Genomic DNA, 15,719 nt, shown 5'->3' with positions numbered 1-15,719 from the left:
ACTTACTCCAAGGTTGGACTGTGGTGGATGCCGGCCGCGGCGGCCGGCTGGAACAGGTGGTCGAACATCAGGTCGACGCTGCGGCGCAGCGGGGCAACCGAGCGTTCAATCTTCATACGTAGCAAGGCGCCCTCCCACGTATCCCAGACGAGCCCCGAGAGCTCGGCTGACGCGATATCGGCACGGATTTCACCATGCGCCTGGGCGAGGCTGATCATGCCGGCCAGCCGTTCGCGCCAGGCGAACTGGGCGTCCTGCAGCACGGCCCGACAGGTATCGCTCGTCAAGGCGATCTCGGCAGCGAAGTTGCCGATCAGGCAACCCGCCTGCGTGGGACAGCATTCGTGATAGGCAATCATCCGCGTGAAGACATAGCGGATCGCCGCCATCGGCTCGGGCGGGGCGTCCTCCATCATGGCTTCCCATGACCGGTGCAGATAATCGGCGTATTCCGCGATGATCGCTGCCGCGAACGCTTCCTTGCTTTCGAAGTGGTTGTAAAACGAGCCCTTCGGCACGCCAGCGTGATCGGTGATCTGCTGGATGCCGGTGGCGTTGTAGCCGTGGTGGGAGAACAGTTCGCGACCCGCCTTGGTCAGGCGGTTCGGAATGTCGGTCTTGTCTGAAGTACGAGCCATGGCGGAAATAATATGACCAGTCGTCTTAAAAAGTCAAACGCCTGAATCGTCACTATTTCCGCCATTGGCCATGGGCCTGGCGGCCCCGCTCCGCCCAGCCTAGTCCAGATGTGCGCCAGACTGCTCAATCAATTGCTTGGACTTGGCCCCTTCCGCCAACGCCCATTTGCGGAATTCGTCCGGCGACGCAGAAGGCAGCGCCTCATTGCCTTGCACCGCAAGCTTCTGCACCACCTCGGGATCGCTCAATGCCTTCTGGCTTGCGGTGAAGAGCTTGCGCACCACATCGGGCGGCAGATTGGCCGGGCCAAACAACCCAAACCAGAACGTGAAGTCGTAGCCCTTGACGCCACTCTCCGACACCGTCGGCAGGTTCGGCAGCAACGGCGACCGCTTCTCCGACGTCACGGCCAGCGCCTTGAGCTTGCCGGTCTCCACCATCGGCAGCACCGACGGCGGCGTGGCGAAGATCATCTGCGCATCGCCAGCAATCACGGCCGTCACCGCCGGCGCGCCGCCCTTGAACGGCACGTGCTCCATCCGCGTGCCGCCGAGCTTGTTGAAGTAGACGCCAGCCATATGCGGCGCCCCGCCGCTGCCGGACGACGCATAGAAGTACTTGCCGGGATTCTGCTTCGCCTTGGCGATCAGTTCCTGCACCGACTTCACACCGATATCGTTATTCACCGCCAGGATCATCGGCGCGATGGTCCAGCGCGAGATCGGCGTGAAGTCCTTCTGCCCGTCGTAGCGAATCTTCTTGTAGAGGACCTTGTCCGCTCCGAAGAGGTTCGCGCTACCCATGAAGACCGTATAGCCATCGGGCTCGGCACGGGCTGCCGCTTCCGCCGCGATGGTCGTGCCGGCGCCGGGCTTGTTGTCGATGATGATGCTCTGCCCCAGGTCCCGGGACATTCTTTCCGCGACGATGCGCGCCACAGCGTCCGCACCACCGCCCGGCGGGAAACCGACGATCAGCCGGATCGGTTTGGTTGGATACGCGGCAGGACCCTGCGCCCACGCCAGCGTCATCGGCACCAGCAACGCGGCGGCGATGCATACCCTCGATGCCTTCGCAATCTTCATGCTTCTGTCTCCATTTCGGTTCTACTGATGAAAGCCGGCTCCCTGGACTAGTTGCCCTGGAACCTTGGTTTGCGCTTTTCCCTCCAGGCCAGCGCGCCCTCCTTGATGTCAGCCGATTGCGCGGCGCGTGCAACGTCGACAGCCAGTTCCTCGACATCGAGCACGCCCCGCGCAATCCGGTTGAGATGTTTTTTCATGCCAAGCACCGCGAGCGGCGCCATGCTGGCGACCGTTTCGCTCAGCGCATCGACGTTCGCGTCGAGGTCGGCAGCGTCGACCAGCGATGTCAGAAAACCGCAGTGCAGCAGTTCGTCCGACTGGAGCCGGGCCGCGGTCAGGAAGAGCCGCTTGGCCGTGTCCAGGCCGAGCCTGGTCACGTATCGCTCCATGCCACGCTTGTAGAAATGCAGGCCGAGACGCGCCGCGGGCATGAACATGTCCGTTGTCGGTACGCCTACGCGGAAGTCGCACGCGAGAGCGAGATCAGTGCCGCCGCCATAGACACCACCGTTTAGCGCGGCGATGGTGACGGGCCGGCAGTCCTCGACCGCGTTGACGAGTTCTTCAAAGCCCGAGCCACGCTGACCCGCCGCGAGCTTGCCGATATCGAAGCCGCTGCAGAAGTACTTGCCAGTGCCACGAATCCGCAGGACGAGCGCTTCGCTGGCGTTCACCGTTTCGATATGGCGATGAATCTCGTCAAGGTCATCGGGCCCAAGGCGATTGGCGACGTCGGGGCGCTGGAATGTGATGGTGGCGACTCGCCCTTCGATGGCGAGCGAGGGCAATCCGGATGTGTCGGTCATGGAAGGTTTGGGGATGAAGGTGTGTAAAGGCGTAGAGACATAAGGGCGCTCACGCAGCAAATCCATGCATGCACAAGCTGACGTTATGTGTACATAAACGGAGAAAAAGATCGAATTCCGAGCCGGAAGACGGTCAGCAAGCGCCGGCAGCAGCGTAGAATCGCCACATCTACAGCGATGAACACAGGCATGTCGGAAGAAAAGAAGAGCCGCACCGAGACCATCAGGTCCGAGATAGAGCAGGAAATCCTGTCCGGGCACCTGCCGAGCGGCACCCAGATCGATGAACAGCAACTGATCGACCGTTTCGGCGTGTCCCGCACGCCCGCGCGCGAGGCGCTGATCCAGCTCGCCTCGGCTGGACTCGTCACCCTGGTGCCGCGCCAGGGCGCGATCGTGTCGTCGATTACATTGCGCGACTACGTCGCGCTGAGTGAGATCCTGGTCCAGCTGGAATCGCTTGCCGCCCGCCTCGCCTCGCGCCGCATGACGCCGGCGGAGCGTGACGCGCTGGCGACCGCGTACGAAGCGTGCGCGGCCGCGCAGGGAGATGCCGAGGCCTACCGCGCCGCCAACGACGAATTCCATGGCGTGCTCTACGAGGGCAGCCGCAACGACATCCTGGCCAAGCAGATCCGCACCATGCGCGCGCGGATGCGTGGCATGCGGGACTACCGCTTCGAGCACCCCGCGCGCGTTCGCGCATCGCTGGCCGAGCACAAGGCCGTGCTCGACGCGATCAAGGTTGGCGACGAGGATGGCGCCGCCGAAGCGATGGTCCGGCACATCTCCGCGGGCGGCAATGTCTATGCCGACATGATCGCGGCGATGCCCGACGATGGCGCGGCGGTCGGCCGCGGACGTCGCCCGTAAACACATCACGCGCATCACGCCGCGACCGGATGAGCGCAGTCGTGGACCACGGCGTTGCGCAGCAGGTCCTCGATCTCTCCCGCGGCAAATCCAAACTCCCGCAGCACTGAACTGGAATGCTCGCCCAGCGCGGGGGCCGGGCCGGTCGAACTGGCGTTGCCCCCGTCGAACAGGACGGGTAGCCCCAGCGCGCGCGTCATGCCGCCGCCTGGCTTGCGGGCTTCCACGACCATCCCGACTGCCTTCGCCTGCGGATGCTCCAGTGCCTGCGCCACGTTCTGAACCGGGCCGACAGGCACCCCCACGGCATCGAATCGCTCCACCCACGTCGCCACCGGCGCGCCCTTCAGGACATCGGTGATCAGCAGTTCGAGCTCGGCACGGCGCGCGAGTCTTTCCGCCGCGCTGTCGAAACGCGGATCGGCCTTCCACTCCGGATGGCCCAGCACATCGGCGATGCGCTCCCAGTTGGTCTGATTGGCGCCCCCGAGCGCGATACCGCCATCAGCGCATTGATACACCTGGTAAGGCGCGATGAGCGGATGCGCCGTGCCGACCGGCTTCGCAATCGCCCCGGTCGAGAAGTAGGCCGCCGCGTACCAGTAAAGCTGCTGCATCGATGCCTGCAGCAGCGAGGTCTCGACGCGCGAGCCCTCGCCCGTGCGTAGCCGGTTGATGTACGCCGCCAGGATACCGAATGCGGCCAGGATGCCGGCATTGACGTCGGCGATCGACATGCCCGGCTTGACCGGGTCGCGGCCGGGCTCTCCTGTCACGCTGATGAGCCCCGAGAACGCCTGCAGAATCAGGTCGAAACCACCTTTGCTGGCGAGCGGCCCCGTCCGTCCGTATCCGGTGATCGAGCAGTAGATCAGGGCCGGATTCACCTCGCGCAGCACGTCGTAGCCAAGGCCCAGTTTCTCCATCACTCCCAGACGAAAGTTCTCGGTCAGCACATCGGCCTGGGCAACCATCCGCTTGAGCACCGCCTTGCCCTCTTCCTTGCGCAGGTCGAGTCCGAGCGACCGCTTGCCGCGATTGACAATCAGGAAGGAAGGCGGCAATCCGCTGTCGCCCTGCCGGCGGTACTTCCGCGCGTCGTCCCCGGCGGGAAATCGCTCGATCTTGACCACGTCGGCCCCGAGATCGCCAAGCATCAGCCCACAGGTGGGGCCGGCCAGAATCTGTGACAACTCAAGCACTTTTACGCCAGCCAGCGGGCGAAACTTATTGGCTTCCATTTTTTGCATACGTTGACGACGTTAATGTATGCGGATGGTACACCAAAATATTTCAAACCAAAAAGGCAAAATTTCGACGGCAGGCGAACCTCGATTCAGGCCAGCGCCACCCTGCCGGGCCAACGCTGGCGACACACCGCCGCCAGCAGCAGCACCGGCAGAAAGACGCACCAGAAACTGACCGCCTGATAGGCAAGCGCGCCGAGCACCGCGCCGGCGGCAAACCCCACTACGGCTGGCAGCATCTTGCGCAGCCGCGTGACGATCGCCCCGGTCTGTTCCGGGCTGGCGGAAGTCAGATCGACGAGATCGATCACGACCTGGGTAGTGTTGCCAGTCATGATGGTGGTTGGCCCCAGATCGGCCAGCGCGGTACGGGACAACGCGTTCTGGATACCCATGGCCACCACGGCCAGCATTCCCGCAAGCGTGGACGGCAATGCATTGGCAGTCAGGCCAGCGCCAGCCTTCGCCCAAAGCCCGGTGCCGATGAACAGCAGCAGGAACAAGCATTCGATGGCGAGCAGCAGCGCAACCACGGGACGCTGGCGTCTCGCGAAATTCGACTCGAGCACACGTGTGGCGGCCACTGCGACGACAAAGGCCGGCAGTGCCAGCAGCTTGGTCGCCAATCCGTCCGAGTTCCCGGTCAACTCCACGCCGATCATGATGAAGTTGCCGGTCACGTGGGCCGTGAACAGCCCGAACAGGGCGATGAAGCCAACCACATCGACAAAGCCTGCGACAAACGACAGCACACCGCCGTGCATGCTGGTCGGAATAGGTTTCTGGTTCTCGAGCGCCATGATTCCCTTCTAATGGTCCCTCTATCGATCAGCGTCGATTCCCGTCCGTGCGACGCTTCACTACTATAGGAATCAAACCAACGGGGGAGCGCGAGATGACAAGAGTTGGCGTGTGGCACTGGATGCGCCCCCTGGCGACGATAGCGGCGCTATCGGCCTCGGCCACCTGCCTGGTCGGCACGGCCAACGCCCAGTCATCCGTTGTGATTTACGGGCGACTCAATACGGCCGTCGAGTACGCGTCAGCCTCCACCGCGACCGACGGCACCCACCTGGGCGGCACTGCGCGGCTGACCAACAACCGGTCCGTCTTCGGTATTCGCGGCGAGGAAGCGCTCGGGTATGGGCTCAAGGCCATCTGGCAGGTCGAGAGCACGCTGTCGATCGACACCGGCGCGGGGCAGATCGCCGCACGCGACACGCGGCTCGGCATGGCCAGCCCGTATGGCACCGTATTCATGGGCAACTGGGATACGGCCTATACCACTTCGACCAAGACCCTCGACCCCTACTACCCGACCACCGCCGGCTATATGTCGATCATGGGCAATGGCGCGGCCGCCACCACGGACAACGTCCAGAACACCAACTCGTTCGACCGGCGCCAGCAGAACTCCCTGCATTACCAGTCGCCGCAATGGCACGGGTTAAGCGGCGCGATGACCTGGGGCCTGCCGGAAGAAAAGATCAGCGTGCCGCGCAATCCGGCGTTGTACTCGTTTGCGGGCGCGTACGAACGCGGCCCGCTCAGTGTGTCGATGGCCTACGAGATCCATCAGCACTATCAGACCGCCGGCCGTAACGACGATGGCATGAAGGTCGGCGTCTCCTACCAGTTCCCCACGACGACGATCGCCCTGGTGTACGAGCGATTGCACTATCGCACCGCCACCGGCGACCTGGCGCGCAACAGCTACTACACCTCACTGGTCCAGAAGCTCGGACCCGGCAGCGTGAAGATCGGCTTCACGTTCGCCAGCAACGGCACGGGCAATGCGACCGAGACAATCGGTTCATTCCATGCCGGCCCCGAAACCGGCGCCACGCAGATCACTGTCGGCTACGACTATCCGCTTTCCAAGCGCACGTCGATCTATACCTACTACAGCCGGATCAACAACAAGCGGAACGCCCTCTATGACTTCGCCATCAACGGCCTGGGCGTGAAGGCCGGCGCCGATCCACAGACCTTCGCGCTGGCCATGCGGCATAACTTCTAGCACCCGAGCGCGCCGGGAACGCATGTCGCTTCCTTCCCGCCATGGGCGAAAAGGAAGCGACGCACGGCAAGGCGCCCCCCTGTCCGACTGCCTCCGGCAGGCCGCTCAGCTAGCGATGCACATCCTCAGCCGAACAGCTTGTTCGCGGTCTTCGCGATCAGTTCGCCCTGGTGGCGCGCACCCTCGAGTTCGATGGCGCTCGGCTGACGTTGCCCTTGTCCGCCAGCAATGGTCGTCGCGCCATACGGCGACCCGCCGACGATTTCATCCAGCGTCATCTGCCCTTGATGGCTGTACGGCAAACCGACGATGGTCATGCCGAAGTGCAGCAGGTTGGCAATGATCGAGAACAGCGTGGCTTCCTGCCCGCCGTGCTGAGTGGCAGTTGACGTGAAAGCGCCTCCGACCTTGCCGTTCAGCACGCCGCGCATCCACAGGCCACCGGCCTGATCGAGAAACGCCGCCATCTGCGAGGAAATGCGCCCGAAGCGCGTTGGTGTGCCGACCACGATGGCGTCGTAGTTAGCCAGATCCTCTACCGTGGCTACCGGCGCTTTCTGGTCGACCTTGAAGTGGGAGGCCTCGGCTACCGCCGCCGGCACCGTTTCCGGTACCCGCTTGACGTCGACGGTAGCGCCGGTGGCGCGAGCGCCTTCAGCGACCGCCTCCGCCAGGGCTTCCACGTGCCCGTAGGTGGAGTAATACAGCACCAGGACCTTGGACATTTGCAGACTCCTTCATGAGGTTTCTATGGTTCCGGCAACGCCGGAGGGATTCGGCAGCACCAGCCTTTTGAGGCAGGCGCGCCACGACTCAAGGCAGTTCGTCGAAGAAGAGATAAACGGCAACAATGCGGCCGTCCCTGGTAACGATGAAGTCGGTGCCCGCATAGGCAGGCGCTTCGCCAGGACGCCCCGATACCCATCGAATGCGCCCGCCGTCCCCCGCCACCTCGGGCTCGGCAATCGGCTGATACCGGAAGTCCGGATGCGACGCCTTGATAACACCTGCAATCCTGTCGATCGCGTCGCGGCCACGATGGATACCGCTGTTCGGATCGTAGAACACGCTGTCGTCAGTGAAGATGTCGTCGATGGCGCGGCGCCTGCGCGCCGGATCGATTTCGCCGAAGACCTCTTCAAGATTGCGCCGCAACAGCGTTGGAATACTGTTCTGCATTGGTTGCCTCCTGCAGGCAATTCGTCATGCTTGCCAAGCAATCGCCGATATCAGTTCGCCCGCAACGCCGTCTTGTGCGACGCCGGCCCCGCAAGACGCGCGTCCAGGCTCCATGCGCCCGCGCCAAAGCTGGCGATCTGCAAAAGGCCGCCCGCGATCATCAGGTTCTTCAGGAAGTGAATCATCTGATTCTGATCGGCGAAGTTGTGATGGAAGAAAACGGCTGTCGCCACGCAGAATGCCGCCATCACTAGCGACGCCGCACGCACCTGATAGCCCGACAACAGCATCATGCCGCCGCCCACCTCGACCGCCACCGCGATCAGGTACGCCAGCGGTGCCACAGGCAGGCCGACTGCGGAAATATAGCCAACGGTGCCGCCATATGCGGCCAGTTTTCCGAGACCGCTCATGAGAAATGGCGCACCGAGCATGATGCGGCCGAGTAGCGGGTAGTACTTGTTGTGTTCCATGGTCATGTCCTTTCAGACGAAAATGCTTCGAGGTGGATGGATCAAGTGACTCTCAACGGGTTTCCACCATCACCAGTTCAGAGTGTTCAAGCGCCGCGACGTCGATGGATGCGGCATTCGTGATCGCCACCCCATCGCGTAGCCCGACGAACTCGCCATCCACGGCGATACGTCCCGAAGCCACCACGAGGTAAGCGTTGTTGTGTGGAGCAAATGAATGTGTGAGGCGATCGCCGGGCCCGAGCGTCGCGGCGAGAAGCCGAGCATTGGCACGGATCGGCAGCGCGTCGCCGTCGCCGGGGAATCCACTGGCCAGTACCGCGAAGCGTCCGAATCGGCCTGCCTCGGGAAAGGGCCGGGTCTCCCATCGCGGGTCACCGCCACGTTCGCGCGGCAGCAGCCAGATCTGATAGAGCCTGAGCGGCTCGCTGCCGCGGTTGGACTCGGCGTGACGAATGCCACGGCCCGCACTCATCACCTGGACCTCTCCCGCCCGGATCGTGCCGATGGAGCCCAGCGTGTCGCGGTGTTCGAGCGTCCCCTGGCGGACATACGTGACGATCTCCATGTCACGGTGCCCATGAAGCGGAAAGCCGGCACCGACCGCAATCTCGTCGTCATTCCAGACAATCAGCGAGCCAAGCGGGTGATGCGCGGGGTTGCCAGCGGCATCGACCTGGAAGTGGTGCTTCGCGCGGAGCCAGCCATGATCGGCTGCATCCAGTGATTCCCAACGCCGGTGTACGAGCATTTCCATCCCCTCGGTCAGGCCGTCCGCGATCGGCCGGCTCTCCCATCGACCCGCACGATTTAGCGTGGTCTCTGGTTGGGATGAATGCTAGACAAGCAACGACAACGGCGAAATATCCGAGTTTGCAAAGCATCGTTGCCACCAGTAGGATGATCTGATCATCCTGAAGCGCCTCCTCACATGGATCAGATCCCGGACCTCAATGACCTTCGGCTGTTCGCCGAAGTGGTGGATCGCGGCAGCTTCACTGCCGCCGCCCGTAGCCTTGGCCAGCAGACATCGAAACTGAGCCGGCGCATCCGCGCGCTGGAAGAGGCGCTTGGCGTGCGCCTGCTGAACCGCACCAGCCGCAGCCTGTCGTTGACGGAGACCGGGCGACGCTTTCACCAGCACTGCCTTGCGGTGGTGGCCGAAGCCAGGGCCGCCAAGGAGATCGTCGACCAGACCCGCTCGCAGCCACAGGGCACCGTGCGGATCAGTTGCCCGGTTGCGCTCCTCAGTTCGGGCGTCGCCGAGACCATCTCTCGTTACGTGCACGACAACCCACAGGTGCAGGTTCTGGTCGACGCCACCAATCGCCGCGTCGACGTCATCGAAGAAGGGCTGGACTTCGCGATCCGCGTCAGGCCCGCGCCACTGGAGGACACCGACCTCGCGGTCCGGCAACTGGGCTTGTCCACGTTCGTCCTCGTCGCAAGTCCGGAACTGGCAAGGCTGCACGCCCCGCCAGCCTCGATCGAATCGCTACAGGACTGGCCGACCATTGCCATGGCCAGCAACAACGAGCGATACGTCTGGAATCTTGTCGATGCCGGCGGAAAGGAGCAGGCTTTCGCCCACCGCCCCCGACTCGCAACGGACGATATCGCAAGCCTGAGAATCGCCGCGATGTTCGGCGTCGGCGTGGCCATGCTGCCGAGGGAATTCATCGAAGAGGATCTGCAGTCAGGCCGGCTGCTGCATCTGCTGCCCGAACTGGCCTCGACGAGTGGGCTCGTGCACGCGATCTTTCCGACGCGGCGCGGCATGGTGCCCGCCGTGCGCCATCTGCTCGATGCACTCGTCGCCGGATTCGAAGCCGTGAATCAGGGGCGATAGCGGGCCTGCCCCTTACCCTCACTTACCCTCAGCCCAACTCCCGCCCCATCATCCAGCGCTTGTAACGCCTTGTCTGGCAGGCGTTGGCCATTTGCTGCATGAGCAGTGCCCTGAGCGGGGAGACCCGTGGATGCGTGCCGCGTCCCTGGCTGAGCCGCTTGAGCTGGAACTTGACCACGGCCATGTTGGCCAGCGAACCCAGCACCTTGTTCTTCCATGTGATCGGGCGGAGCGCGGGCGCGTTGTTCTTGCCCGCCAACCAATCGCGCGGCAGATTGGGATCGATGGACAGCGCGGTGGCGATGCCAACCATCGCAATGCCGCTATCGACCACCTGGTCGGCCACGGCGCGGCGACGGATACCACCCGTGACCATCAGCGGCATCTGCGCGATGGCTGCGATATCACGCGCAAAGGCCAGAAAGTACGCCTCGCGCTCGAGCGTGCGCCCATCCCGCGCCTGCCCTTGCATGGCCGGGGCTTCGTAGCTGCCGCCCGACAGTTCCACCAGATCGACGCCGAGCGGATTGAGCAGTTCGACCACGCGCTTCGCGTCATCGGGGCTGAATCCCCCGCGCTGGAAATCGGCCGAGTTCAGCTTGACGGACACCACGAAAGCCGGCGACACCGCCTGCCGCACCGCACGTACGATGTCGAGCAGCAGGCGCGCGCGGTTCTCGATCGGGCCACCCCATTGGTCCTGTCGCCGGTTAGCCAGCGGCGACAGGAACTGACTGAGCAGATAGCCATGGGCCGCGTGGATCTGCACGCCAGTGAAGCCGCTCTGTTCGGCCAGCTGAGCGCTGCGGACGAAGAGCTCGCGCACATCGTCGATGTCGGCTGCGGTCATCTCCCTGGGAACAGGAAACTGCTTGGACAGCGCGCCCAGTTCCAGCGGAACCGCTGACGGCGCCAGCGTGGTCTGTCCCAGCGCGGCGGGCATCTGGCGGCCGGGGTGGTTGATCTGCATCCAGACGTGGGCGCCGTGGGCGCGCGCGATCCGCGCCCATTGCCGGAAGCGATCCAGATGGGCGTCGTTCTCCAGCACGACGCCATTCGGTCCGGTCATCGCCCGGTGATCGACCATGACATTGCCCGTAAGCATCAGGCCAGCGCCTCCCGCGGCCCAGGCTTCGTAGAGGCGTAGCAATGCGTCAGATGGCGCATGGTCCGCATCGGCCATGTTCTCTTCCATGGCGGCCTTGGCCAGGCGGTTGGGAATGACTGCGCCGTTGGGCAGGGTAAGGGGCGTGAACAGTTTCATGGCTGGGGTTCGCAGGCATTTGCGCATTGCGTTGACGACTGCGTAACCCTAAGCTTAAAGTCAACTTTAATGTCAAGTCCCCTGGAACACTGCAGATGAAGATTGGAGAACTGGCACGCCTGAGCGGCGTGGCCGCCTCGCGCATTCGGTTCTACGAGGCAAGCGGTCTGCTCCAGCCGGCACAGCGGCAGGCCAATGGCTACCGTGAGTACGCCCCGGAAACGCTGACACGGCTAGAAATCATCCTGCGGGCCCAGAACGCCGGCTTCTCGCTCGACGAAATCCGCGCCATCCTTCCGACCCGTCTCAATGACTGGCCGCGCGAAAAACTGATCGAGGTATTGCGGCGCAAGGCCGGCGAGATCGAATTGTTGGAACAGCGGCTGGCTGGCACCCGGCGCGACCTGCTCGCGCTCGCCCACGACATCGAGAACCTTGCCGACGACGAAGACTGCTCGGGACACGCGCGGCACGTGCTGGGGCAGATGGATCAGCGCTCCGGGCGCTGATTCATGCAGTTTCATTCGCCGGTTACGCCAATTACGCCGATTACGCCGGGCATATCCCGTGCGTAGCCCGGCGATGCTGGACCAAAGTCCCCTACCCGATCCAGGCGTCGATTGATAGGCTTAGCTGCAGTGGCTCCCACGAGCCGCTGGTGGCTTGACGCCTGTACAAAGCGGAAAGGACCAGGAAGCCACTCCGGCACCGGCGATGTCAACAGGCAAAGCAGGATCGTCAAGGCCGAACACGTCACGGAGGTGGCGCATGACCCGCACCGATCTGATCGCCTGCCCCGAATGCGACCTGCTCCAGCGCGCATTGCCCGTGCCCATCAAGGGCACGCTGCGATGCTGCCGCTGCGACGCCGAACTTGCCCGCAACCACCCTGACGGCCTGGAGCAGGCGCTGGCCCTCGCGCTCGGCGCGCTGGTGCTGCTGGGCATTTCGAATCTCTATCCGATCGTCGGTCTCTCCGTCAGCGGCACGCTGGTGCAAACGACACTCGCTGGCGCAGTGCGCGTGCTGTTTCACGGCGGCATGTGGCCGCTGGCAATCCTGGTCCTGATCACGACCATCGTGATGCCGGTACTGCAGACGGTGGGCATGTTGTGGGTACTGCTGCCGCTGCGTCTGGGCCGCAAGCCCTGGTTTGCGCCTCAGGTGCTGAGGCTCTGCCATCAGGCCGAGTCCTGGGGAATGACCGAGGTGCTGATCCTTGGCCTGCTGGTGGCCCTGGTCAAGCTCGCGCACATCGCGTCGGTCGTGCCCGGCGTCGCGCTGTGGTCGTTCGGCGCGCTAATGCTCGTGCTGGTCGGGGCCCATACCGCCTTCGACCCGCATTCGCTATGGGTCCGATTCTCGGATGTGCGCACAACCAGCGGCGCACGCCCGCACCTGGAACCGCCAATCGTTTCGGGCCCCATCACGGCGGCGCATTGTGGCCTGCTTTCGTGCCACGATTGCGGATTGCTGACCAGCGCCCACACGCGCGACCATGCGCTGGCCTGCCCGCGATGCGGCGCGACGCTGCATAGCCGCAAACCCGCGAGCCTGACACGCACCTGGGCGTTGCTGATTTCCGCCGTCGTGCTGTACATCCCCGCTAACGTGCTGCCCGTCATGTACACGAGCTCGCTGTTCGGCGCGGAGAACGACACGATCCTGAGTGGTGTCGCATACCTGTGGACGTCAGGATCGTGGCTGCTCGCGATCGTGGTGTTCATTGCCAGCATTGCCGTGCCGATGCTCAAGATCCTCGCGCTCGGCTACCTGGCCTTCTCCACGCAGTTTCATTCCACCTCCGCGCCGAAGCGCCGCACGAAGATCTATCGCGTGGTGGAGTTCGTCGGCCGCTGGTCGATGCTGGATATCTACGTAATCACCGTGCTCGTCGCACTGGTGCAATTCAAGGCCCTGGCCACGATCCAGGCCGGCCCCGCCGCCATCGCCTTCGGCGCGGTGGTGGTACTGACCATGTTCGCCGCGATGACATTCGATCCGCGGCTGATCTGGGATGAAGCGGAGCATCAACCATGACCAGTCCAGGCCAGGACCCCGATACCCCGGACTTCCCCGAGGCCGTCGCCAAGTCGCCAAGTCGCCATCGCGCTCGCGCTGGCGCCTGCAGCTCATATGGCTCGTGCCGATCATCGCCGTGCTGATCGGCGGCTGGCTCGCGGTGAAGGCCGTGATCGAACAGGGACCGACGATCACCGTCAGCTTCAAGACCGGCGAGGGCCTGGAGGCCGGCAAGACCAAGATCAAGTTCAAGGACGTCGACATCGGCTTGGTCAAGTCGGTGGCGCTTTCCCCCGATAGCAAGCGCGTGGTGGTGACCGCCGAGATCGCCAAGGACGCCGGACGCCTGCTTGTCGACAACACGCGTTTCTGGGTGGTGCGGCCGCGCATCTCGGGCGGGTCCGTTTCCGGCCTCGGCACACTGCTGTCCGGTTCGTACATCGCCACCGATGCCGGCACGGCGACGGCGACGCGCCACGACTTTGTCGGGCTCGAGACGCCGCCCGCATTCACCAGCGACGTGCCGGGCCGCGAGTTCACGCTAAAGAGCGAGGACGTGGGCTCGCTCGATGTCGGCTCCCCGGTCTACTTCCGCCGCCTTCAGGTGGGACAGATCACCGCGTTCGACCTCGACTCCGACGGGCGTGGCGTCACGCTCAAGGTGTTCGTGAATGCCCCGTACGACCGGTTCGTGCAGCAGGGCACACGCTTCTGGCACGCCAGCGGCGTTGACGTGTCGCTCGATACGGGTGGCTTGCGCGTGAACACCCAGTCCGTGGTGTCGATCCTGATCGGGGGCATCGGCTTCGAGACCCCGTACGAATCGCAGGACCAACCCGTTGCAGCGGCAGGATCGACCTTCGCACTGTTCCATGACCGTGTCACCGCACTCAAGCGCCAGGACAGCGTCGTACATCACTACGTGGTCAATTTCACGGACACGGTGCGCGGACTGGCCGTTGGCGCTCCGATCGAGTTCCGGGGCATCGTGATCGGCGAGGTCACCGGCATCTACACACGCTACGATCCGGTTACGCGCAAATTCAGCATCCCGGTGGAAATAAACTTCTACCCAGGACGGTTCACGTCGCGTTACCGCACCGGTGCGGGCGCGGGCCCGGTGACCGAAACGCCCCGCGAGCTTGGCGACTTCCTGGTCTCCCAAGGGCTCCGAATGCAGTTGCGGAACGGTAACCTTCTGACCGGGCAGCTTTATATCGCGCTGGATTTCTTCCCCAACGCACCCAAGGCCAAGATCAACTGGAACGAAAACCCGCCGGAGTTTCCGTCCATCCAGGGCGATCTGCAGTCGCTGCAGCAGTCCCTGACACGTGTTGTCGCGCAACTGAACAGCGTGCCCTTTGCGCAGATCGGTCAGAACACCAAGGACATGCTTCGCAACGCGACCTCGCTATTGACGCGGCTGGACTCGGAGCTCGTGCCGCAAGCACGCGACACGCTGGCATCGGCGCGCTCCACGCTCGACTCCGCCAACACCGCGCTCGGCCCCGACTCGGCGCTGCAGCAGAACACGGCGGACGCCATGAAGGAACTCGCCCGTACGGCCGCCGCGCTCCGCTCGCTTGCCGACTATCTGGAGCAGCACCCCGAAGCGCTGATACGCGGCAAAGCGGAGGACAAGCCATGAAACGCATGACAAGGTCGATCGCCACCGCAAGCGTGGCATCCGTGGCGCTCATCGGGCTGCTGGCCGGCTGCAGCTCGCCGAAATCGCGGTTCTACACGCTAGATCCGGACAACACCGTGGAACGTGCCTCCACCGCGACGCCAATCCGTGTCGTCGTCGGGCCGGTAACAATCCCGGATCTGGTCGATCGGCCTCAGATCGTGACACGTGTCTCGGCCAATGAAGTCAAGGTCAACGAATTCGCACGCTGGGCCGAGCCGCTCAAGTCCGAAATCTCCCAGGTCATCGCCGCCGATCTGAGAACCATGCTGGGGTCCGATCAAGTGACTGTCTTCGATACTGGTTCGAATGCAATGCCGGCCTGGCGTGTCCGCGTGGATATCCTGAGTCTGGATTCGGAGCCGGCCGTCGCCGTGTCGATGGATGCGCTGTGGACCATCCAGCCGCCGGGGAAGCAGCCGGCGATTGCCGGGCGCTCGGTGGTGCGCGAGGCCGTTGCCAGCGATGGCTTCGACGCGATCATCGCAGCGCATAACCGCGCCCTCGCCTCGGTGAGCCGCGATATCGCCACGTCGATTCGCACCCAGCCGGGCCGCTGAGCGCCCAGCGCTGTC

At 63.9% G+C, this 15,719-nt stretch carries 17 protein-coding genes; 7 read left to right on the top strand and 10 right to left on the bottom strand.

What is annotated here, in order from left to right; all coding sequences use genetic code 11:
* Positions 1 to 2: 2 nt before the first annotated feature.
* From RMET_RS21215 to RMET_RS21205, 3 genes are all read right to left on the bottom strand, one after another.
* On the bottom strand, positions 3 to 638 hold the full coding sequence (locus RMET_RS21215) for a TetR/AcrR family transcriptional regulator (RefSeq protein ID WP_011518597.1): 636 nt from the start codon (positions 636 to 638) through the stop codon (positions 3 to 5).
* 99 nt (positions 639 to 737) lie between these two features.
* Entirely contained in the window at positions 738 to 1,724 is a 987-nt protein-coding gene (locus RMET_RS21210) for a Bug family tripartite tricarboxylate transporter substrate binding protein (RefSeq protein ID WP_011518596.1), read from the bottom strand.
* Between the two features lie 47 nt (positions 1,725 to 1,771).
* Complete coding sequence (locus RMET_RS21205) at positions 1,772 to 2,530, bottom strand: enoyl-CoA hydratase/isomerase family protein (RefSeq protein WP_011518595.1); 759 nt, start codon at positions 2,528 to 2,530, stop codon at positions 1,772 to 1,774.
* Positions 2,531 to 2,719: 189 nt separating this feature from the next.
* On the opposite strand from RMET_RS21205, the gene RMET_RS21200 reads away from it, so the two are divergent.
* A complete protein-coding gene (locus tag RMET_RS21200; protein ID WP_011518594.1) occupies positions 2,720 to 3,403 on the top strand; it encodes a GntR family transcriptional regulator in 684 nt (227 codons plus the stop codon).
* A gap of 14 nt (positions 3,404 to 3,417) precedes the next feature.
* On the opposite strand, the gene RMET_RS21195 is transcribed toward RMET_RS21200, so the two are convergent.
* Positions 3,418 to 4,644, bottom strand: a complete 1,227-nt coding sequence (locus RMET_RS21195) for a CaiB/BaiF CoA transferase family protein (RefSeq protein ID WP_104669924.1) — start codon at positions 4,642 to 4,644, stop codon at positions 3,418 to 3,420.
* 95 nt (positions 4,645 to 4,739) lie between these two features.
* Positions 4,740 to 5,450 (bottom strand): YoaK family protein, encoded by a 711-nt coding sequence (locus RMET_RS21190; RefSeq protein WP_011518592.1) that lies wholly within the window; start codon positions 5,448 to 5,450, stop codon positions 4,740 to 4,742.
* 95 nt (positions 5,451 to 5,545) lie between these two features.
* On the opposite strand from RMET_RS21190, the gene RMET_RS21185 reads away from it, so the two are divergent.
* Positions 5,546 to 6,670: a porin gene (locus tag RMET_RS21185; RefSeq protein WP_011518591.1), complete on the top strand. Its 1,125-nt coding sequence runs from the start codon at positions 5,546 to 5,548 to the stop codon at positions 6,668 to 6,670.
* A gap of 125 nt (positions 6,671 to 6,795) precedes the next feature.
* On the opposite strand, the gene wrbA is transcribed toward RMET_RS21185, so the two are convergent.
* The 4 genes from wrbA to RMET_RS21165 all read right to left on the bottom strand — a co-directional run bounded on the left by wrbA (position 6,796) and on the right by RMET_RS21165 (position 9,073).
* A complete protein-coding gene (wrbA, locus tag RMET_RS21180) occupies positions 6,796 to 7,395 on the bottom strand; it encodes an NAD(P)H:quinone oxidoreductase (RefSeq protein ID WP_011518590.1) in 600 nt (199 codons plus the stop codon).
* Between the two features lie 88 nt (positions 7,396 to 7,483).
* The gene (locus RMET_RS21175; protein ID WP_011518589.1) at positions 7,484 to 7,849 is read right to left on the bottom strand and encodes a nuclear transport factor 2 family protein; all 366 of its coding nucleotides are present in this window, start codon (positions 7,847 to 7,849) and stop codon (positions 7,484 to 7,486) included.
* 50 nt (positions 7,850 to 7,899) lie between these two features.
* Positions 7,900 to 8,322, bottom strand: coding sequence for a DoxX family protein (locus RMET_RS21170; protein ID WP_011518588.1), 423 nt, complete (start codon positions 8,320 to 8,322; stop codon positions 7,900 to 7,902).
* A 52-nt stretch (positions 8,323 to 8,374) separates the two neighbouring features.
* Positions 8,375 to 9,073 carry a pirin family protein gene (locus RMET_RS21165; protein ID WP_011518587.1) on the bottom strand — a complete coding sequence of 233 codons (699 nt, stop codon included), beginning with the start codon at positions 9,071 to 9,073 and terminating at the stop codon, positions 8,375 to 8,377.
* A gap of 180 nt (positions 9,074 to 9,253) precedes the next feature.
* Between RMET_RS21165 and RMET_RS21160 the strand changes: the two genes are divergently transcribed.
* The gene (locus tag RMET_RS21160; RefSeq protein ID WP_011518586.1) at positions 9,254 to 10,171 is read left to right on the top strand and encodes a LysR substrate-binding domain-containing protein; all 918 of its coding nucleotides are present in this window, start codon (positions 9,254 to 9,256) and stop codon (positions 10,169 to 10,171) included.
* Between the two features lie 28 nt (positions 10,172 to 10,199).
* On the opposite strand, the gene RMET_RS21155 is transcribed toward RMET_RS21160, so the two are convergent.
* The gene (locus RMET_RS21155; RefSeq protein ID WP_029310062.1) at positions 10,200 to 11,435 is read right to left on the bottom strand and encodes an NADH:flavin oxidoreductase/NADH oxidase family protein; all 1,236 of its coding nucleotides are present in this window, start codon (positions 11,433 to 11,435) and stop codon (positions 10,200 to 10,202) included.
* Positions 11,436 to 11,530: 95 nt separating this feature from the next.
* Here RMET_RS21155 and RMET_RS21150 point away from each other — a divergent pair, with 95 nt between their 5' ends.
* The 4 genes from RMET_RS21150 to RMET_RS21135 all read left to right on the top strand — a co-directional run bounded on the left by RMET_RS21150 (position 11,531) and on the right by RMET_RS21135 (position 15,704).
* Positions 11,531 to 11,944, top strand: a complete 414-nt coding sequence (locus tag RMET_RS21150; RefSeq protein WP_011518584.1) for a MerR family transcriptional regulator — start codon at positions 11,531 to 11,533, stop codon at positions 11,942 to 11,944.
* A gap of 259 nt (positions 11,945 to 12,203) precedes the next feature.
* A complete protein-coding gene (locus tag RMET_RS21145) occupies positions 12,204 to 13,475 on the top strand; it encodes a paraquat-inducible protein A (protein ID WP_011518583.1) in 1,272 nt (423 codons plus the stop codon).
* Positions 13,476 to 13,578: 103 nt separating this feature from the next.
* On the top strand, positions 13,579 to 15,105 hold the full coding sequence (locus tag RMET_RS21140) for a PqiB family protein (protein ID WP_011518582.1): 1,527 nt from the start codon (positions 13,579 to 13,581) through the stop codon (positions 15,103 to 15,105).
* Entirely contained in the window at positions 15,102 to 15,704 is a 603-nt protein-coding gene (locus tag RMET_RS21135) for a PqiC family protein (protein ID WP_029310064.1), read from the top strand. The genes RMET_RS21140 and RMET_RS21135 overlap by 4 nt, the downstream gene beginning before the upstream one ends.
* Positions 15,705 to 15,719 lie beyond the last annotated feature (15 nt).

Source organism: Cupriavidus metallidurans CH34, assembly GCF_000196015.1.
GTDB classification, from domain to species: Bacteria; Pseudomonadota; Gammaproteobacteria; order Burkholderiales; family Burkholderiaceae; genus Cupriavidus; species Cupriavidus metallidurans.
The sequence above is the reverse complement of the archived record's forward strand: the minus strand, read 5'-3'. Positions and strand labels throughout refer to the sequence as shown.

What these genes read in the sequence shown, in the direction of transcription:
- RMET_RS21145 (WP_011518583.1), top strand. Translation starts at nt 12,204, where the DNA reads ATGACCCGCACCGATCTGATCGCCTGCCCCGAATGCGACCTGCTCCAG.
- RMET_RS21195 (WP_104669924.1), bottom strand. Translation starts at nt 4,644, where the DNA reads ATGGAAGCCAATAAGTTTCGCCCGCTGGCTGGCGTAAAAGTGCTTGAG.
- RMET_RS21190 (WP_011518592.1), bottom strand. Translation starts at nt 5,450, where the DNA reads ATGGCGCTCGAGAACCAGAAACCTATTCCGACCAGCATGCACGGCGGT.
- RMET_RS21135 (WP_029310064.1), top strand. Translation starts at nt 15,102, where the DNA reads ATGAAACGCATGACAAGGTCGATCGCCACCGCAAGCGTGGCATCCGTG.
- RMET_RS21150 (WP_011518584.1), top strand. Translation starts at nt 11,531, where the DNA reads ATGAAGATTGGAGAACTGGCACGCCTGAGCGGCGTGGCCGCCTCGCGC.
- RMET_RS21205 (WP_011518595.1), bottom strand. Translation starts at nt 2,530, where the DNA reads ATGACCGACACATCCGGATTGCCCTCGCTCGCCATCGAAGGGCGAGTC.
- RMET_RS21160 (WP_011518586.1), top strand. Translation starts at nt 9,254, where the DNA reads ATGGATCAGATCCCGGACCTCAATGACCTTCGGCTGTTCGCCGAAGTG.
- RMET_RS21155 (WP_029310062.1), bottom strand. Translation starts at nt 11,435, where the DNA reads ATGAAACTGTTCACGCCCCTTACCCTGCCCAACGGCGCAGTCATTCCC.
- RMET_RS21215 (WP_011518597.1), bottom strand. Translation starts at nt 638, where the DNA reads ATGGCTCGTACTTCAGACAAGACCGACATTCCGAACCGCCTGACCAAG.
- RMET_RS21165 (WP_011518587.1), bottom strand. Translation starts at nt 9,073, where the DNA reads ATGCTCGTACACCGGCGTTGGGAATCACTGGATGCAGCCGATCATGGC.
- wrbA (WP_011518590.1), bottom strand. Translation starts at nt 7,395, where the DNA reads ATGTCCAAGGTCCTGGTGCTGTATTACTCCACCTACGGGCACGTGGAA.
- RMET_RS21175 (WP_011518589.1), bottom strand. Translation starts at nt 7,849, where the DNA reads ATGCAGAACAGTATTCCAACGCTGTTGCGGCGCAATCTTGAAGAGGTC.
- RMET_RS21170 (WP_011518588.1), bottom strand. Translation starts at nt 8,322, where the DNA reads ATGGAACACAACAAGTACTACCCGCTACTCGGCCGCATCATGCTCGGT.
- RMET_RS21185 (WP_011518591.1), top strand. Translation starts at nt 5,546, where the DNA reads ATGACAAGAGTTGGCGTGTGGCACTGGATGCGCCCCCTGGCGACGATA.
- RMET_RS21200 (WP_011518594.1), top strand. Translation starts at nt 2,720, where the DNA reads ATGTCGGAAGAAAAGAAGAGCCGCACCGAGACCATCAGGTCCGAGATA.
- RMET_RS21210 (WP_011518596.1), bottom strand. Translation starts at nt 1,724, where the DNA reads ATGAAGATTGCGAAGGCATCGAGGGTATGCATCGCCGCCGCGTTGCTG.